17 protein-coding genes are annotated in these 14,481 nt (G+C 63.0%); 11 read left to right on the top strand and 6 right to left on the bottom strand.

Annotation, left to right across the window (positions count from 1 at the left end; all coding sequences use genetic code 11):
- Positions 1 to 6 precede the first annotated feature (6 nt).
- Both WIN67_RS15220 and WIN67_RS15215 read right to left on the bottom strand, forming a co-directional pair.
- Entirely contained in the window at positions 7 to 939 is a 933-nt protein-coding gene (locus tag WIN67_RS15220) for an NAD-dependent epimerase/dehydratase family protein (RefSeq protein ID WP_102879377.1), read from the bottom strand.
- 383 nt (positions 940 to 1,322) lie between these two features.
- Complete coding sequence (locus tag WIN67_RS15215; protein ID WP_339071626.1) at positions 1,323 to 1,523, bottom strand: hypothetical protein; 201 nt, start codon at positions 1,521 to 1,523, stop codon at positions 1,323 to 1,325.
- A 511-nt stretch (positions 1,524 to 2,034) separates the two neighbouring features.
- On the opposite strand from WIN67_RS15215, the gene gltS reads away from it, so the two are divergent.
- Complete coding sequence (gene gltS / locus WIN67_RS15210) at positions 2,035 to 3,246, top strand: sodium/glutamate symporter (RefSeq protein WP_339071625.1); 1,212 nt, start codon at positions 2,035 to 2,037, stop codon at positions 3,244 to 3,246.
- A gap of 97 nt (positions 3,247 to 3,343) precedes the next feature.
- Here the strand turns inward: gltS and WIN67_RS15205 are convergent, their stop codons facing one another.
- The gene (locus WIN67_RS15205) at positions 3,344 to 3,487 is read right to left on the bottom strand and encodes a hypothetical protein (RefSeq protein WP_339071623.1); all 144 of its coding nucleotides are present in this window, start codon (positions 3,485 to 3,487) and stop codon (positions 3,344 to 3,346) included.
- Positions 3,488 to 3,664: 177 nt separating this feature from the next.
- Between WIN67_RS15205 and WIN67_RS15200 the strand changes: the two genes are divergently transcribed.
- Genes WIN67_RS15200 through WIN67_RS15190 form a run of 3 tightly spaced genes read left to right on the top strand, consistent with a single transcriptional unit; the run spans position 3,665 to position 6,056 of the window.
- Positions 3,665 to 4,375, top strand: coding sequence for an SDR family oxidoreductase (locus tag WIN67_RS15200; RefSeq protein ID WP_317073249.1), 711 nt, complete (start codon positions 3,665 to 3,667; stop codon positions 4,373 to 4,375).
- Complete coding sequence (locus WIN67_RS15195; RefSeq protein WP_339071621.1) at positions 4,369 to 5,916, top strand: cryptochrome/photolyase family protein; 1,548 nt, start codon at positions 4,369 to 4,371, stop codon at positions 5,914 to 5,916. The genes WIN67_RS15200 and WIN67_RS15195 overlap by 7 nt, the downstream gene beginning before the upstream one ends.
- Positions 5,913 to 6,056: a DUF2256 domain-containing protein gene (locus tag WIN67_RS15190; RefSeq protein WP_102879383.1), complete on the top strand. Its 144-nt coding sequence runs from the start codon at positions 5,913 to 5,915 to the stop codon at positions 6,054 to 6,056. Before WIN67_RS15195 ends, WIN67_RS15190 begins: the two co-directional genes overlap by 4 nt.
- An 11-nt stretch (positions 6,057 to 6,067) precedes the next feature.
- Here the strand turns inward: WIN67_RS15190 and WIN67_RS15185 are convergent, their stop codons facing one another.
- Positions 6,068 to 6,409, bottom strand: coding sequence for a hypothetical protein (locus tag WIN67_RS15185; protein ID WP_102879384.1), 342 nt, complete (start codon positions 6,407 to 6,409; stop codon positions 6,068 to 6,070).
- Positions 6,410 to 6,608: 199 nt separating this feature from the next.
- Here WIN67_RS15185 and WIN67_RS15180 point away from each other — a divergent pair, with 199 nt between their 5' ends.
- A complete protein-coding gene (locus WIN67_RS15180; protein WP_306393313.1) occupies positions 6,609 to 6,869 on the top strand; it encodes a hypothetical protein in 261 nt (86 codons plus the stop codon).
- Positions 6,870 to 6,878: 9 nt separating this feature from the next.
- Here the strand turns inward: WIN67_RS15180 and WIN67_RS15175 are convergent, their stop codons facing one another.
- The gene (locus tag WIN67_RS15175; protein ID WP_213666335.1) at positions 6,879 to 7,322 is read right to left on the bottom strand and encodes a nuclear transport factor 2 family protein; all 444 of its coding nucleotides are present in this window, start codon (positions 7,320 to 7,322) and stop codon (positions 6,879 to 6,881) included.
- A 138-nt stretch (positions 7,323 to 7,460) separates the two neighbouring features.
- Here WIN67_RS15175 and WIN67_RS15170 point away from each other — a divergent pair, with 138 nt between their 5' ends.
- The 3 genes from WIN67_RS15170 to WIN67_RS15160 all read left to right on the top strand — a co-directional run bounded on the left by WIN67_RS15170 (position 7,461) and on the right by WIN67_RS15160 (position 10,798).
- The gene (locus WIN67_RS15170) at positions 7,461 to 8,081 is read left to right on the top strand and encodes a TetR/AcrR family transcriptional regulator (RefSeq protein WP_102879387.1); all 621 of its coding nucleotides are present in this window, start codon (positions 7,461 to 7,463) and stop codon (positions 8,079 to 8,081) included.
- A 208-nt stretch (positions 8,082 to 8,289) separates the two neighbouring features.
- Positions 8,290 to 8,670, top strand: a complete 381-nt coding sequence (locus WIN67_RS15165) for a RidA family protein (RefSeq protein WP_110595650.1) — start codon at positions 8,290 to 8,292, stop codon at positions 8,668 to 8,670.
- 124 nt (positions 8,671 to 8,794) lie between these two features.
- The gene (locus WIN67_RS15160) at positions 8,795 to 10,798 is read left to right on the top strand and encodes a peptidase U32 family protein (protein ID WP_110595649.1); all 2,004 of its coding nucleotides are present in this window, start codon (positions 8,795 to 8,797) and stop codon (positions 10,796 to 10,798) included.
- A gap of 19 nt (positions 10,799 to 10,817) precedes the next feature.
- On the opposite strand, the gene WIN67_RS15155 is transcribed toward WIN67_RS15160, so the two are convergent.
- Positions 10,818 to 11,741, bottom strand: a complete 924-nt coding sequence (locus WIN67_RS15155) for a LysR family transcriptional regulator (protein ID WP_306393307.1) — start codon at positions 11,739 to 11,741, stop codon at positions 10,818 to 10,820.
- Between the two features lie 136 nt (positions 11,742 to 11,877).
- Between WIN67_RS15155 and WIN67_RS15150 the strand changes: the two genes are divergently transcribed.
- The 3 genes from WIN67_RS15150 (at position 11,878) to WIN67_RS15140 (ending at position 14,408) form a co-directional block, all read left to right on the top strand.
- Entirely contained in the window at positions 11,878 to 12,948 is a 1,071-nt protein-coding gene (locus tag WIN67_RS15150; protein ID WP_339071714.1) for an SDR family oxidoreductase, read from the top strand.
- 17 nt (positions 12,949 to 12,965) lie between these two features.
- Positions 12,966 to 13,508, top strand: a complete 543-nt coding sequence (locus WIN67_RS15145) for a histidine phosphatase family protein (RefSeq protein WP_181430805.1) — start codon at positions 12,966 to 12,968, stop codon at positions 13,506 to 13,508.
- Between the two features lie 192 nt (positions 13,509 to 13,700).
- Positions 13,701 to 14,408 (top strand): peptidoglycan DD-metalloendopeptidase family protein, encoded by a 708-nt coding sequence (locus WIN67_RS15140; protein ID WP_102879395.1) that lies wholly within the window; start codon positions 13,701 to 13,703, stop codon positions 14,406 to 14,408.
- The last annotated feature ends 73 nt before the right edge of the window (positions 14,409 to 14,481 follow it).

Below are 14,481 nucleotides of genomic sequence, written 5' to 3'. Positions count from 1 at the left end.
GCAAAGCTAAAGACTGCGGTACAGCCTAGCCAAGCCTTCGGTCAGGCTGGTGGGCGTGCCCAGGTCGAAACGCTCCAACAAACGCCGGTTGTCGGCCTTGGAATGGCGGATATCGCCAGAACGGGCCGCCCCATGGCTGACGTCCAGGGGTTGGCCGCTGATCTGTTCCAGGGCGGCAATCAGGTCATTGAGGGTGGTCACGCCGCTGAGGCCGACGTTGGTGGCATCGGCTGCAGGTGCCGGATGTTCAAGGCCCTGGACCAGGATCTTCACCAAGTCCTCAACATAGACAAAGTCGCGGGTTTGGCCACCATCACCGAACACGGTGATGGGGCGTGCGCGCTTGGCCCGTTCGCTGAAGATGCTGATCACGCCGGAGTACGGCGACGATGGGTCCTGGCGCGGCCCGAAGATATTGAAGAAGCGCAGGATGACCGGCTCCAGGCCATGCTGGCGACGGTAGAAATCCAGGTAGTACTCACTGGCGAGCTTGTCCGCCGCATAGGGCGTGAGGGGAGACTTGGGCGTGTCTTCGTTGATCGGGGTGCCCTCCCCGTTATTGCCATAGACCGCCGCACTGGACGCAAACACCACTCGACGGATGCCGGCGGCGACCATGGCCTCGCACACCCGCAGCGTGCCGATGAAGTTGCTCTGGTGGGTGCGCACCGGGTCCTCGACCGAGGCCTGGACCGAAGCGACAGCCGCCAAGTGCACCACCGCGCCACAGCCGTGCATGGCTTCCGCCAGGGCCGCGGCATCGGCCACATCCCCCACTACAAGTTGCAGTTGCGGATTGTCCATCGGCAGATTGCTGACCTTGCCGGTCGAAAGGTCATCCAGAACCCGGACCCCATAGCCTTTGGCCAACAGCGCATCAACCAGGTGAGAACCGATGAAGCCTGCGCCCCCTGTCACCAGTATCCGTTCAGTAGACATAGATCATCCCGAAGAAAAATATCGCAGCTGCGCCGTTTGAAACTAGCACACCCACTGAATACGCCATGGCTATTAGCCCCTATGGCCAATATTTCCCTGGTTACTCACGCTTATTCAAAGGCTGAAACGCCTTTCTGGAAGAACTCCCGAAACCCTGACGTCAAAAAAACATCAATAAAATCAAGCGTTCAGCGGCCGGATACTGGGATAAAAATACTATCGCGTCAATATTGCGTCGATTTATTATTTTTTTAGCTGCAGGGCCAAACAGCGGCCAATATATTGACGATTTAGCGCTTCAAGGCTCTGGATCAAGGCTATCAGCCTTGGCAGTGATGGCATCAGGCAATCACCGCTACGGGGTATCGAATGCGGCCCTGCTCCTACAAAGAGAGCTCCGGGGCCTGGCTTCTAAGAAACAGCGTCCAGGCCTCAAAAGCCTGTTGATGCCTGCGGGTTGCGTTCTCCCACTCAGGCCCGCAGGCCTGTCGTGCGGAAACCAGCATCATCATGCTCGTCGTTGCAGCATCCAGCTCCAGTAGCAGCTTGTACGCCTCAAGCCGGAAATCATCGACGGACTTCATGGTTTTTCCCTGGTGGCGACACGTCTGGGCGAAGAAATCTTGTCCCTTCTGCCGTGGAGTGCCTGCAAAACCAGTAGTTCAAATCGATCCTGCTCGGGGATGCGCCCTCGCCTGATCTCGCCCCCTGATCAGACATTTCTTAAAAACCCGCTTTCCACGCACGCCTGGGCCTCTGTTAATCCGCTCTTAACGCCAGCGCAATGCAATCAGCCCGCCATTGCGGGCGCAAAGTGCGGGCGTGAATCAATTACTTGAAAACCTCCCACGCAGAACACCAGACCGACTACCGGCAGCGGCGCGACCACTCAATGCGCCTGCCGCTGCGCGACAGCCTTATCCAACGGCCCGACTTGATCGATCGGCGCCAGGCAATGTGCGTGGCTATCCGTGCAGGTCGCAAGCCAGTAACCGCCGTCCAGCCCGCAATCAATCAGGTTGAGGCCTCTCAACCCTAGCCGCTGGCGCGACTGGCAGACAGTGCGTCCAGAAACCCAGACTGAGGAGTGTGCGAATGGTCCAACTGGACTTCTATGGAACCCTGGTGGCCGCATCGTTGGTGCTGTTACTGGGGCGTGGCCTTGTCACCCGAGTCGGTTTCTTGCGTGCCTACAATATTCCCGAACCTGTGGCCGGAGGCTTGGTAGTGGCCTTGCTGCTTCTGCTGCTGCGGGGTATGGGGGACATGGAAGTCCGCATTGATACCTCGCTCCAGGCGCCCTTGATGCTGGCCTTCTTTGCCACCATTGGCCTGAGCGCAGACTTTGCCAGCCTGAAAAAAGGTGGGCGCAACCTGGCGGTATTCCTGCTGCTGGTCACCGGTTTTCTGCTGGTGCAGAACGCCATGGGCATTGGCCTGGCCAAGGCGCTGGGGCTTGATCCCTTGATGGGGCTGTTGACCGGCTCTGTGACACTGTCCGGCGGTCACGGCACGGGCGGAGCCTGGAGCGCAGTGTTCAAGGAGCAGTATGGCCTGGCCTCGGCCCCCGAAATCGCCATGGCCTCGGCCACCTTCGGCCTGGTGCTGGGGGGCTTGATCGGCGGGCCGGTCGCTCGCCTGCTGGTCAAGAGGGTGCAAACCCCTGGGGCCGTGCAAGGCGAACCGCGCTTGCCCAGAGGCTATGAGCAGCCCTACAAGGAGCGGCAGATCACCGCGCTGAGTTTCATCGAAACCCTGGCCCTGGTTGCCATCAGCCTGCAGGCCGGGAGTTTTCTCAGCGGCTTGATCCAGGGCACGGCGCTGGAACTGCCGACCTTCGTCTGTGTGCTGTTCGTCGGGGTGGTGTTGCGCAATGGCCTGTCGGCGCTGGGCTGGCATCAGGTCTTCGATCAGGAAGTGTCGCTGCTGGGCAACGTTAGCTTGTCGCTGTTCCTGGCGATTGCCTTGATGTCGCTGCGGCTGTGGGATCTGGCCAGCCTGGCCCTGCCCATCCTGATTCTGCTGGCCGTGCAGACCCTGGTGATGGCGCTGTTTGCGGTCTTCGTCACCTTCCGCGTCATGGGCCGCAACTATGACGCTGCGGTCCTGGCTGCCGGCCATTGCGGTTTCGGGCTAGGCGCGACGCCGACGGCCATCGCCAATATGCAGGCGGTGACCCAGCGCTACGGACCATCGCCGATGGCATTCCTGGTGGTGCCGATGGTGGGGGCATTTTTTATCGACATCAGCAACGCCATCGTGATCAAGCTGTACCTGGCGCTGCCTTGGCTGGGGGTTGCTGCTTGATGGAGCGCTCCGCCCGCCGGATTCCTGTGCCGGCGGGCGAATCATGATCAGCACAGCCATAGAGCAAAGCTGTACAGCACAATCGCACACGTACAACCTAATCCAGCGGGTGCTGCTCTTCGCCGCCCAGACAGGCACTGGCCTTGCGCACCGGTCGCCGCACCCTCGACCAGTGACGGCGCAGGCAAAGGAACAGCGCTACGACCAATACCAGGCCAAGCATCAAGCAAAAACCCCACATTGCCCTCTCCTTCCATTGCCGAAGCCGGCAGCGGCTTCACCCTGAAGACTTTTTAGCCGCAATCGCTGCAAAAATCCTGTACAAAATTAAATTTTATGTACAACTATTACTCATGGATTTTGACAGTGCGAGCAGGGAGTCAGGCTCGCTGCCACGTCAATCGGTGGGTAAAACACAATGAGCACTACCTTGAACATGCAGTCCCTGGGTGCGGGCTATCGTGCTCTGGTGATTGGCGCCAGCGGCGCGCTGGGCTCGGCCTTTTGCCAGTGGCTCGAACAGGACCCGCGCTGCGCCGGGGTGCGCGCCCTGTCCCGCGGCACGCTTCCCGCGCTCGACCTTGAACAGCCCGACAGCATTGCCCGGGCCGCCGCCGAATTGGCGGATGAGGCGCCCTACCAGTTGATCGTGCATGCCGCCGGTCTGCTGCATCGCGCCGACATCAAACCAGAAAAAACCTACGCCGCCCTTGAAGATCAGGCGCTCAAGGCAGTGTTCCAGGTCAATGCCGTGGGCCCGGCCCTGGTCCTGCGGCACTTTCTGCCCTTGCTGGCGCCCCAGGGCGCGATGGCGCTGCTGTCGGCCAAGGTCGGCAGCATCAGCGACAACCGCCTGGGCGGCTGGTACGCCTATCGCGCCTCCAAGGCCGCGCTGAACATGCTGGTTAAAACCGCGGCCATCGAACTGGCGCGAACACGGCCCGGGGCCCGTCTGCTCAGCCTGCATCCCGGCACGGTGGTATCACAGCTGTCGCAACCGTTTCGCGGCTCCGCGGCGGCGCGTCCGGCCAGCGTGGCGGCCTGGGAGCTGCTGACGCTGATCGACCGCCTGAGTGCAGCCGACAGCGGCCAGTTCTTTGCCTACGACGGCGAGCGTCTGCCGTGGTAGCCGCCGGCGCTGGCGGCCGACTGGGGCTGGTGCTGGGCGACCAGTTGTCGTTCGACCTGGAGTTGCTCAAGGTCCTGGACCCGGTCCACGACACACTGCTGATGGCCGAAGTCGACAGCGAAGCGCGGTATGTCCGGCATCATCCACAGAAAATCCTGCTGATCTTCAGCGCCATGCGCCACTTTGCCGAGCGCCTGCGCGAGCAAGGCTGGCGGGTGATCTACGTCAAGCTGGACGATCCTGACAACAGCGGCAGCCTTCCTGGCGAGTTGCGGCGCTGGCAGACGGCCCTCGGTGCGGCTCAATTGCATGTCACCGAGTGCGGAGAATGGCGACTGGAACAGGCCCTGCGCGATGCCGGCCTGCCCCTGACTGTTCATGTGGATCGGCGGTTCCTGTGTTCGCGCGAAGCGTTCCGCGATTGGGCGGCCGGACGGACGTCGTTGCGCATGGAGTATTTCTACCGCGAGATGCGCAGGCAAAGCGGCCTGCTGCTGGAGCCCGATGGCCGCCCCTGCGGTGGCACCTGGAACCTCGACGCCGACAACCGCAAGGCCCTGCCCCGGGGCTTGCGCGGGCCCTTTGCGGCGCGCTTCGGCCACGACGCCATTACCCACGAGGTACTGCAACTGGTGGGCCAGCGCTTCAGCGATCACTACGGTGACCTGGCGCGCTTCGACTATCCGGTGACCCACGAGCAGGCGCAGGAGCTGTGGCAGCACTTCCTCGACTTTTCCCTGGCCGCGTTCGGCGATTACCAGGACGCCATGGCCGAGGGCGAGCCCTTTCTGTTTCATGCGCGGATCAGCGCTGCGCTGAATATCGGCCTGCTGGATGTGCGCCAGCTCTGCGCCGATGTCGAGCAGGCCTATCGCGAGAACCGGGTGGCGCTGAATGCCGCAGAGGGCTTCATCCGCCAACTGATCGGCTGGCGTGAATATGTACGCGGCATCTACTGGCTGCGCATGCCGGAATACGCCGAGCTCAACGGCCTGGGCAATACCCGGGCCCTGCCGGAGTTCTACTGGAGCGGCGCCACCGACATGCGCTGCATGTCCCAGGCCATCGGCCAGACCCTGGAGCTGGGTTATGCCCACCATATCCAGCGGCTGATGGTCACCGGCAATTTTGCCCTGCTGGCCGGCATCGCCCCCAAAGCCATCTGCGACTGGTACCTGGCGGTCTACCTGGATGCCTTCGACTGGGTCGAACTGCCCAATACCCTGGGCATGGTGATGCATGCCGACGGCGGCTACCTGGGCTCCAAGCCCTATTGCGCCAGCGGTCGCTATATTCAGCGGATGTCCGACTACTGCGGCGGCTGCCGTTACCGGGTGGACCAGGCCACCGGCAGCGATGCCTGCCCGTTCAACGCCCTGTACTGGCATTTCCTGATCCGCCACCAGGAGCAACTGGGCGCCAATCCGCGCCTGGCGCTGACCTATCGCAACCTGCAGCGCATGGACGCCCCGCGCCGGGACGCCATCTGGCAACGGGGCGAGGAGTTGCTGGCGCGCCTGGACGCTGGAGAGCCCCTGTGAAGAAATCCGACCTGCCGCGCAAGGACTGCGCCGCCTGCGGCCGGCCCTTCACCTGGCGCAAACGCTGGGCGCGCTGCTGGGATGAGGTGCGCTGGTGTTCCGAACGCTGTCGCCGCAGCGCCCGCGCCAGGAAGCCATGAGCCCCGGCGGGTTACAGGCAGTCTTGTGCGGTCTTTTCGAAATGGGACGGCGCAAAGCTGGAGGCCAGCAAATGCCGCTCATAGAGGAATACCTTGCCGCCGTTGGGCGCCTTGTAGGCTTCCAGCACGTTGTCCGCCGCGACCTTGCTGGTGACCACGATCCGGTAGCCGCGCTGTGATTGCGAAACGGTAGCGGTCTGGTCGCTGCTCTGCAGCTTGGGCATCACGCAATCGGCGTATTGGGCGGGGGTTTTGCGGGTCTGCATGACCAGGCTCGGGTTGTTCGGCGCAGAGGCGCAGCCGGCCAGCACAACAGCGGCAGAAGTCATGGCAAACAGGGGTAAAAGGCGCATCGGACACATCCTGGAGTCAAGAACGCGGGTACAGGGCGCCACGGGTTGAACCCTGCGGGCGCTATCGAGGGCGGCGATTTTCCACGGTTGACGCGTCCGACAAAATAGCTGTTTTTTGATTGTCACTATCACTTGAACCAATAGTTGCCCTCCGGGCAGACTGCCCGGCAGTCCAACTACAACTAAAAGGGATTCTTGCGTGCGAACTTTTGACCTTATCCGCGATGCCGTCCTGCCCGAATTTCGCGAGCGGGTGGCCGACTACCTGATCGAGTATGAAAGCGTATTGCGTGACAGCAGCGCAGAACCGCAGGCATTGCAGGCGGTTGCCTACCAACTGCGCGGCTATTTGCGCGGCCTGAACACCACTCGGGTGCTGGGAATGGCGGACTGGGAAGAGCTGGATCGGCGGGTGGTGGCGACCTGGCTGAGCCCGGCCGCCGGTGAAACCCTCGAATAACCCGGATTCTCAGGGTGCCGACGGCGCACCCTTGCTGGCAGCGAGGTAGGCGGACAAACGCTTGCCCATTTCCTCTCCCAGGGCCTGCAGCCCGCTCATGGGCCGCACCATGACCTCGAATTCGACAATCTTGCCGCCCTCGTCAAAGCGGATCATGTCGATGCCCTTGACCTGTTTGTCGCCGACCCGGGCGCTGAACTCCAGCACCACGTTCAGGCCATCGGCGGTGGCCAGCTCGCGGTGATAGGCAAAATCCTCGAAGACATTGAGCACCGTGCCAAGGATGGTCGCCACGACCTGAGCTCCCGGGTAGGCGGTATGGGCCATGGGCGAACGAAACACCACCTTGGGGTCCAGCAGTCCGGGCAAGTCGTGCAGGTCTTGCCCGGCGACCATGGCGTGCCAGCGTTGCAAGGATACGGCGGCCTGGGGTTGCAGTTTCAGTTCTGACATAGGGGGCTTCCTTAAGCGGTCTTGTTGTTGTGGCGCCCAGGCTACGAGCCAATCTTAGCGCCGTCAAGATTATGGCTCATGATAAGATTTCGGCGTTTTTTTTGCCTTTCAGTCGAAGTCATTCGGGGCCTTCCAAACATGACCAAGCACTCCTCGCGCTCACGGGATTCCTACCACGTGGGCAATCTGGCACCGCAACTGCTCGATGCGGCCCGGGACATGCTTGAGCAAGTCGGCCCGACCAAGCTGTCGCTGCGCGCGGTGTCCGAACGGGTCGGGGTCAGTGCCACGGCGGCCTATCACCATTACGCCAATCGCGCGGAGCTTATCGGCCACTTGGCCGCTCAAGGCTTTCACGAATTGGCCCAGGTGTTGCCCCGGGACAGTACCCAGAGTGGCCTGCAAAAATTGCGCGATGCCTGCCTGGCCTACTTCAGTTTTGCCCGCGCCAACCCGGCGCTTTACCAGCTGATGTTCGGCCCCGAGTTCGCCACTGGCGAGATGCCGCCCCTCTTACTCAATGCCCGCAACCAAGCCTTTGGCGAGCTGCGACGGATCATTGCCGAGATCCTCGAACTGGACATCGAACACCCCGAGGTCCGTCGGGCCGCCCTCGCCGGCTGGTCCTATACCCATGGCCTGGCGTCGCTGGTGATCCATGGCGTCCTGCACTTTCCCGCCGGCACCTCGGACCAGCGCTTCGTCGACAACACCCTGCAAGGCTTCCTGCAACTGTTCCAGGCCGGTAGCCGGGAATGAAGTTCGCTGACGACAAGCTCAGCGTCATGCTCAAAAGCGCTCCCGCAGCCGACGCGCAACGGGTCCGCGATGTGAACAGGCTCCTGAGCCTGCAAGCGTGACCTGGACGACGCATGGGATGAGGACCGGAAAAAGACCCTCATAACTTGAACTTCAATCGGCACCCACTCATCCTTGCGAACCGTTTTCCCTCGAATAAGAGACCCCCATGGCCAACCCAGACCTCGTTTTCACCCCCGACCCGGACGCGGACTCCATCTCCTCCGACGTCGCCGCGTTCAACGGCATCCTGGTCTCGACCCAGATCCCTACCCGCGCCGACGGTAGCCTGGAACTGGGGGACATCACCCTGCAGAGCGAATGCACCCTGCAGGCGCTGAAAGTCGCCCTGGAGCGGGCCGGCAGTTCCATGGACCGGGTCATGCACCTGACCATCTACCTCACCGACATGGCCGACCGCGCCGCGTTCAACGAGGTCTACCAGCGTTTCTTCGCCAAGCCCTGGCCGGTGCGCGCCGCCGTTGGCGTGGCCGCTCTGGCGGTGGAAGGCATGCGCGTGGAAGTCACCGCGATGGCCGCCAGGGCCTGACGCCGCGGGTTTATTCGGCGGCTGCGCGCAATGCGTGGCCGCCACCGGGCAGCATACGGGTGCCGGGCACGCGTTTCGCCGCTACAATGCGCGCCTTGATCCTGATAAGCCTGACTAAAAAAACATGTCCTTGCCCAAACATCACCTGGAACTGCTCAGCCCTGCCCGCGATGTGGCCATCGCCCGCGAAGCCATCCTGCATGGCGCCGATGCGGTGTACATCGGTGGCCCGAGCTTCGGCGCCCGTCACAACGCCAGCAACGAGGTGGGCGAGATCGCCCAGTTGGTGGAGTTCGCCCGCCGCTATCACGCCCGGGTGTTCACCACCCTCAACACCATCCTCCACGACAACGAACTGGAGCCGGCGCGCAAGCTGATCCATCAGTTGTACGACGCGGGTGTCGATGCGTTGATCGTCCAGGACCTGGGGGTGATGGAGCTGGATATTCCGCCCATCGAGCTGCATGCCAGCACCCAGACCGATATCCGCACCCTGGAGCGGGCCAGGTTCCTCGACCAGGCCGGTTTCTCCCAACTGGTGCTGGCCCGTGAACTGAACCTCAAGGAAATCAGCGCCATCGCCGCCGAAACCGACGCGGCCATCGAGTTTTTCATTCACGGGGCCTTGTGCGTGGCCTTTTCCGGCCAGTGCAATATCTCCCACGCCCAGACCGGCCGCAGCGCCAACCGCGGCGACTGTTCCCAGGCCTGCCGCCTGCCCTACACCCTGAAAGACGAGCACGGCGGCGTGATCGCCTACGAGAAGCACCTGCTGTCGATGAAGGACAACAACCAGAGCGCCAACATCCGCGCCCTGGTGGAAGCCGGCGTACGCTCGTTCAAGATCGAGGGACGCTACAAGGACATGGCCTATGTGAAGAACATCACGGCCTACTACCGTCAGCGCCTGGACGACGTCCTCGAAGACCGTCCGGACCTGGCCCGCGCCTCCAGCGGCCGCACCGCGCACTTCTTCGTCCCCGATCCGGACAAGACCTTCCACCGGGGCAGCACCGACTACTTCGTCAGCGAGCGCAAGATCGACATCGGCGCCTTCGACTCGCCGACCTTCACCGGCCTGCCAGTGGGCACCGTGGAAAAAGTCGGCAAGCGCGACCTGCAAGTGGTGACCTTCGAGCCGCTGTCCAACGGCGACGGCCTCAACCTGCTGGTCAAGCGCGAGGTGGTGGGCTTTCGCGCCAACATCGCCGAAGCCCGCGGCGAATTCGAAGAAGATGGCGAAAAACGCTACCGCTATCGGGTCGAACCCAACGAGATGCCCGAAGCCCTGCAACGCCTGCGGCCCAACCATCCGCTGAGCCGCAACCTCGACCACAACTGGCAGCAGGCCCTGACCCGCACCTCCGCCGAGCGGCGCATTGGCCTGTCCTGGCTGGCCACCCTGCGTGAAGAACGCCTGCAACTGACCGCCACCAGCGAAGAAGGCATCAGCGCCAGCGTCACCCTGGACGGTCCGTTCGGCGTGGCCAACAAGCCGGAGCAGGCCCTTGGGCAACTGCAGGACCTGCTGGGGCAACTGGGCACCACCCTCTACCACGCCACGGACATCAAGCTGGATGCGCCCCAGGCGTACTTCATCCCCAATTCCCAGCTCAAGGCCCTGCGCCGGGAAGTCATCGAAGCGCTGGACACGGCCCGCGTCGCGGCTCATCCACGGGGCACGCGCAAGGCCGAAAGCAACCCGCCGCCGGTGTACCCGGAGTCGCACCTGTCGTTCCTGGCCAACGTCTACAACCAGAAGGCCCGGGACTTCTACCACCGCCACGGCGTGCAACTGATCGATGCTGCCTTCGAGGCCCACGAGGAACACGGCGACGTGCCGGTGATGATCACCAAGCACTGCCTGCGTTTCTCTTTCAACCTGTGCCCCAAGCAGGCCAAGGGCGTAACCGGCGTGCGCACCAAGGTGGCACCGATGCAACTGGTGCACGGTGACGAAGTGCTGACCTTGAAGTTCGATTGCAAGCCCTGCGAAATGCACGTCGTGGGCAAGATCAAGGGCCACATCCTCGACCTGCCGCTGCCGGGCAGCGCCGCCGCCGAAGCCGTCGTCGGCCACATCAGCCCCGAAGACCTGCTCAAGACCATTCCCCGCGCGCCACACTGAGTGACGCACCGGCGCAGTCCTAAGGGATTGCGCCGGTTTGTTCAGTCGACAGCGCCTCACCCAATACCTGCTCCAGAACCTCGAAGCAGTGTTTGATATGCGCCTGCTTCAAGGCTTGAGGCCGGGTCACCAGATAGATCTCCATCGCTGGAAACGTCATCGACGCAAACAGCTCCACCAGATCGCGCCCCAGAATCCGCGGCATAACCGCAATCCCCATCCCGCGCCGTACCGCCTCGACCTGAGTCGTGAACGAACTCACCCTGATCTGCCGGCCCTCAAGGCCTGCGGCCCTGGCCGCGCGCATCTGCGGCAGGTTGTCCAGGGGTGGAAGCAAGCCGATGGTGGCGGCCGTCGCCGGGGTGATGTCCGGGCACCTGCGCAACAAGTCAGCACTGGCGAACACGCCATACTCAAGCTTGCCCAATGCGCGATAGATCAGCGAAGGCTCACCCTGATGCGCAGTGCGCACCGCGATGTCCGCCACGCCGCGGGCCAGCTTGTGAAACTCGGCGCTTACCTGCAGCTCCACCGAGCAGCCTGGATGAACCGACGTCACCCGATGGGCTGCCTCCAGCACCCAAGGGGCAAAGCCCTCGCCTGCACTGACCAGGATGCTGCCGCGCAGTTCGCTCTGCGACTGCGTGAGGCCCACAGTGCTCTGGCGCCTCAGCCCTTCCTCTGCGGCCAGGGCGACTTCCACCAGTGATTGTCCCCGCGGCGTCAGCCAACAGCCCTCGACACCTCTTTGCAGCAGTGGCTCGCCCAGGGCCGTTTCCAATTGGCTCAAGCGACGGGACACCGTCGAGGCCGCCACCCCCAGCAATTGGCCGGCCTGCAGAAAACTGCCGCGCCGCCAGACCGCCAGCAACAGGCGCAGATCATCCCAATTCGCTTCCAAAGCCCTACTCCTGCTGATCGCTTTGCAAATTCGCAAAGCCATTATGCAGGACTCGCAGTTTTTCCGTGGTGCTGGCCAAGGTATATCTAGCGCCCTCCAAACCCATGGAACGGACCGTATGAGCACTGCCCCCGAACACCGCACCCAAGCGAACGCCGATGCCGGCTATCGCCCTGAAATGCATTACACCTTTGTCACCGGGGCCACCGGCCTGCTGGGCAACAATCTGGTCCGGCAACTGCTGGCCCGAGGCTGCCAGGTCAAGGCCCTGGTACGTTCAAGAGCCAAGGGTGAACAGCAGTTCGGTTCGCTGCCAGGGTTGGAACTGGTGGTGGGCGACATGGCCGATGTCGACTGGTTCGCCGCTGCACTGCATGGCTGCGACACGCTGTTTCATACCGCGGCGTTCTTTCGCGACAACTACAAGGGTGGCAGTCACTGGCAACAACTGCAGAGGATCAACGTCCTGGGCACCCAGCGCTTACTGGAGCGGGCCTACAGCGCCGGTATCCGCCGCTTCATCCACACCTCGTCGATTGCCGTGCTCAAGGGCGAGCCCGGCCAACTGATCGACGAGACGTGCCTGCGTGACCCCGCCGATGCGGATGACTACTACCGCAGCAAGATCCTCGCCGATCAAGCAGTGCTGGCGTTCCTCGAGAGCCATCCGCAGATGCATGCCTGCATGGTTCTGCCCGGCTGGATGTGGGGCCCCGGAGACATCGGGCCGACGTCCTCCGGACAATTGCTCAACGACGTGGTGCTTGGCCGCCTGCCCGGCCTGGTTCCAGGTAGTTTCTCGGTGGTCGACGCCCGTGATGTGGCACTGGCGCAGATTGCCGCCGCGCGCCAGGGACGCCGGGGCGAACGCTACCTGGCGGCGGGCCGGCACATGACCATGGCCGGACTGGTACCGCTGCTGGGGCGTGTCGCCGGCGTCAGGACCCCAGTGCGCCCGTTGCCAGTCCCTTTGCTCTATACCTTGGCGGCGGTGCAGGAACTCTATGCCCGCTTGACCGGCAAGCCGGTGTTGCTGAGCCTGGCCACGGTGCGTCTAATGCTTCAGGAATCCGGTCGCAGCCGTTTCGACCCGAGCAAGAGCGAACAGGAACTGGACCTGAGCTTCCGGTCCCTGGAACGCACCATCAGCGATACCCTGGCCTGGTATCAGGACCATGGCTGGCTTCCCAGACAGGCGCCGGCCGCCCATTCCTCGAACCGCACCAAGCAGGACGTAACCAGACCTTGAACAGCACCATCATCCTCATGCGTCACGGTCAACCCGAAGGCATAGCGAACGGCAGGATTTCAGCACTCGACATGCAGGGCTGGATCCAGGACTACGATCGCTCGGCAATCACTGCGCACCCGGCCCCACCATCCAGTCTGCAACTGGCCGCCAGCGCCGCCGTGATTGTCTCCAGCAGCGCTCCTCGAGCACTGGCATCGGTGCAGGCCCTGGGGCTGCAACCGACCTTGGTGGACCCACTGTTCTGCGAGGCGCAACTGCCTTATGGACCTTGGCGACAACCACGCCTGTCACCTATTACCTGGGCGGCCATTCTGCGAATCCTGTGGTGCTGCGGTTACTCCAGGCACGTCGAAACCGCCACTGCGACCCGGAGTCGGGCGGCAGCCGCCGCCCTGCAACTTCAGTCCCTGACCCAGCAGGGCCCCGTGCTGTTGCTCGGCCATGGCTGGATGAATCGGCTGATTGGCAAACAGCTGGCTGGCGCCGGTTGGCGTCGCCAAGAACGCGCCGGCAGCCGCTATTGGAGTGCGACGGTGTATCGGCGTAGCACTGCCTGATCGTTGCAGCGTCATAAGTCCTGACGCTTGATGGCCCAGCGCTCAACCAGCAACACAATCATTGAATTTAACGCTGCATGTTGCGGTCTATAACGCGCCTCTCAAGCCGCAAACAGGTATAGTTACCGGCTTGCCTGGCGCGTCGCGGGCAGCTCGGGCTGCAGGGCTTTATCAGGACTTAATGGTTGCCGTGTGTTGGTAAGACTTCTATTGATTGCACTACTGCTGGCGGTATCGGCCTGCAGCTCCAATTCCTCCAGCCCTGGTGGCACTGGGCCGCTCAAGGCCGGTGAATATCGGGTCAAGCGTGGCGACACGCTGTATTCGATCGCCAGCCGCAATGGCACCAACTGGAAGGAAGTGGCGCGGCTCAACGGCCTCAAGGCGCCCTACACCGTGGAAGTCGGTCAGGTGCTGCGGGTTGGCGGCGCGACCAGGACGACCCGCGTGGTCAGCAGCAAGTCGCGCAGCACCGCCAGCAAGAGCAAGGTCAAAGCCGCACCGCCCGCCCCGCCGATGCCCAAAGTCACCCTGCAAGGCTGGAGCTGGCCGCTGCGTGGGGTGCTGATCGGCCGTTTCTCCCCCACCGGCAAGCTCAACCAGGGCATCCGCATCGCAACCACTCAGGGCCAGCCCATCCACGCCACCCTGGGCGGCAAAGTGGCATTCGCCGGCTACATGCGCGGTTACGGCAACCTGATGATCCTCCAGCACGGCCCCTCCTACACCAGCACCTACGCCTACAACAGCCGCTTGGTGGTCAAGGAAGGCCAGATGGTGATCAAGGGCCAGAAGATTGCCGAGGCCGGGTCCCAGGACACCGACCGCGCCCAGTTGTACTTCGAGATCCGCGCCAATGGCGTACCCGTGGACCCATTGCGGTTGTTGCCGCCGGGGTGAGTGCAGCAAGACAGCTACCAGGCAAGTCATCGACACCAGGGGCGATGACGTCTCGCGACATAGAACAGCGACC

It is taken from the genome of Pseudomonas idahonensis, from assembly GCF_037903935.1.
Lineage (GTDB): Bacteria > Pseudomonadota > Gammaproteobacteria > Pseudomonadales > Pseudomonadaceae > Aquipseudomonas > Aquipseudomonas danubii.
Note: the sequence above shows the minus strand (reverse complement) of the source record. Positions and strands in the feature narration are given on the sequence as shown.